General features: G+C 76.3%; 2 protein-coding genes. Both read left to right on the forward strand.

The features are described 5' to 3' along the window. Positions 1-403 (forward strand): glycosyltransferase family 9 protein (locus ACWEN3_RS45510; protein ID WP_452984202.1); only part of this gene is annotated, 403 nt, incomplete at its 5' end. Positions 404-851: 448 nt separating this feature from the next. Further along, the gene (locus ACWEN3_RS45515; RefSeq protein WP_452984204.1) at positions 852-2,102 is read left to right on the forward strand and encodes an ANTAR domain-containing protein; all 1,251 of its coding nucleotides are present in this window, start codon (positions 852-854) and stop codon (positions 2,100-2,102) included. Positions 2,103-2,317: the final 215 nt, after the last annotated feature.

Below are 2,317 nucleotides of genomic sequence, written 5' to 3' on the forward strand. Positions count from 1 at the left end.
GGGCGCGTTCACGTTGCCCCGGTACGTGGCCGCGACCCGGCCCGGCTCCCGGCAGGACGTCGTCGAGGCCGACCGGGGGCTGCTGGAACTGGTCGCGCTGGTGGCCGGGTCAGCCCTGGTGCTCAGCGGCGACACCGGTCTCGCCCATCTCGCGGTGGCCCACGGCACCCGCTCCGTCACCCTGTTCGGACCCGTCTCGCCACGCCTGTGGGGCCCGCCCCCGAGCCCGTACCACCTGGCCCTGTGGAAGCCCGGCCCGCCCGGCGACCCCCACGGCCGCACCCCCGACGCCCGCCTGCTGCGCATCCGCGTCGGCGAGGTCGCCGCGGCCTGTCTGATGCTGCTCCGGCAGACGCGCGGCCGGCCGGGGGCGGTCGGGGTGGAGAGGGCGCATGTCCACTGAGGCCGCCCCGGATCGCATGCTGCGTGCTGTCGGCGGGGGCGACGGCAGGGTCACGGTGGCCCTCGTCGCCCGCACCCGCCGCCGGACTGCCGTGGGCGCTGGGCCCGCGCGACCGACCGGGCCCCGCGGGCATGGGGCACCGGCCGGCCGCACCGAAGCGGGCACGCCGAACCTCACCCGTCCGGCGGTACGTCGGCCGACGACCGGCTGCTCCCTGCGTGCGCCCAGCCCGGCGGAACCGCCTTCTCCGGACGCGCGCTGCCCGTCGTCCAGCCGGGGCCCCGCGTCCGGGAGGCCCCGCGCGCGGCCGCTCTGCCCGGTGCCCGGGCGCACGCGACCATGGCGTCCGCCCTGCGGTTGAGAGACCAGTTACTGCCGTGCAATGTGGTGGTCCAAGGTCAGGAAGCGGCCCTTCGAGACCTCACTGACGTCCTGTCTGGGTGATGCCATGAAAGCTTCTTCCGACCGGCCGGGCGCGCCGGCCCCCCTCGTCATCGAGTCCGCCGTGGTCGAGGGACTCCCCGCCGAGGGCGCCCTGCTCCTGCGCATGTCCGGCAGCCTCGACGCGCACGGGGCCCGGGCCTGGTCGGAGGAACTGCGCGGTCATCTGGAACAGGCGGACCGCGCCGGGCTGCGGCCCGTCCTGGACATGGCCCATGTGCAGCTCGGCGGCGCCGCCGTGCTGCGCACGCTCAGCGAGACGACCCGGGCGCGCAGCGGCCGCCCGGACCTGATCATCGTCCGGGCCCGGCCGGGGGTGCGCGAGGCGGTGCACCTGGCCCGTCTGGACGGCGTACAGCTCTACGCCACCCTCGACGAGGCGCTGCGGGAACTGGCCCGTGCCGCCTCGCAGGTGGAGGAACTGCCCGCTTGGCGGTCCCAGATGGCGGACCCGCTGCGGCCCTCGTACCAGGACCTGCACGAGGAGGTCCGCGCACTGCGGGCCCGGGTCCGTACCGCACCGGTGATCGGCATGGCGCAGGGCATGCTCATGGCCCGCTACGGCCTGCCGGACTCCGGCAGCGCCTTCCGGGCGCTGCGGGAGGCCTCGCAGCGGTTCAACGTACCGCTGCGGGTCCTCGTGTCCGCGGTGGTGGTGGCCCGGCCGCCGGACGGCGACGTGTGGTTCCCGGGGCGCCGCTCCCTGCCCGTGCCACAGCTGCGGATCCTGGCCCGCGGCGGCCCCGACCCCCGTTGCCGGGGGCGGATGATCGAGGCCGTGCTACGCGAGGCGCTGGCCATCGGCCGGGCGGCCGCCGGCCATGTGCTGAGCGTGGACCCGGCCGTGAACGCGCTGACCCTGGAGACCCACTACGGCTGCTCGGACGCCTTCCTCGACCACCTCGTGCGCGGCCGGGACGAGGGCACGGCCGAGGCGGTCGCCCGGACCCGGGGACGGCGGGTCAGCGTGCCCGACGTGGCCGGCGACGCGCTGCTGTCCGACGACAGCCGCCGCGCCCTCCTCGGGACGGGCGCCCGCGCGCTCCAGTGCCTCCCGGTCCTGTCCTCGGCCGGATCCTGCACCGGGCTGATCACCGTGCACTGGCCCGATGCCGGGCACCGTCCGGCCCCCGCACAGGCCGAGGCCTTCGGCGTGCTGGCCGCCGACACCGCGGCCTGGCTGGCCTGGTACCACCGCTCGGTCCTCCTCGACGCCCTGGAGCACCTCCACCGAAAGCTGACCCGCGCCGCTCGCTGAGTGGGGAGCGGCGCGGGTCGTCCAGCCGGGGGGTGCGTCACTCGCGCGGCCGTGGGAACCCGGACCGCGCACGGAACACGCACCACCCGCAGGGAGCCCGGCGCATGTCCAATCCGCAGCAGCCCGAACGGCGGCGCAGTGACAAGGGAGGCCTCGATCGGGTGACGCTCGTCGGCGACCTCGACGTCGGACATCAGGGTGCGGGCCCAGTGGAC

This window comes from Streptomyces sp. NPDC004561 (assembly GCF_053602155.1).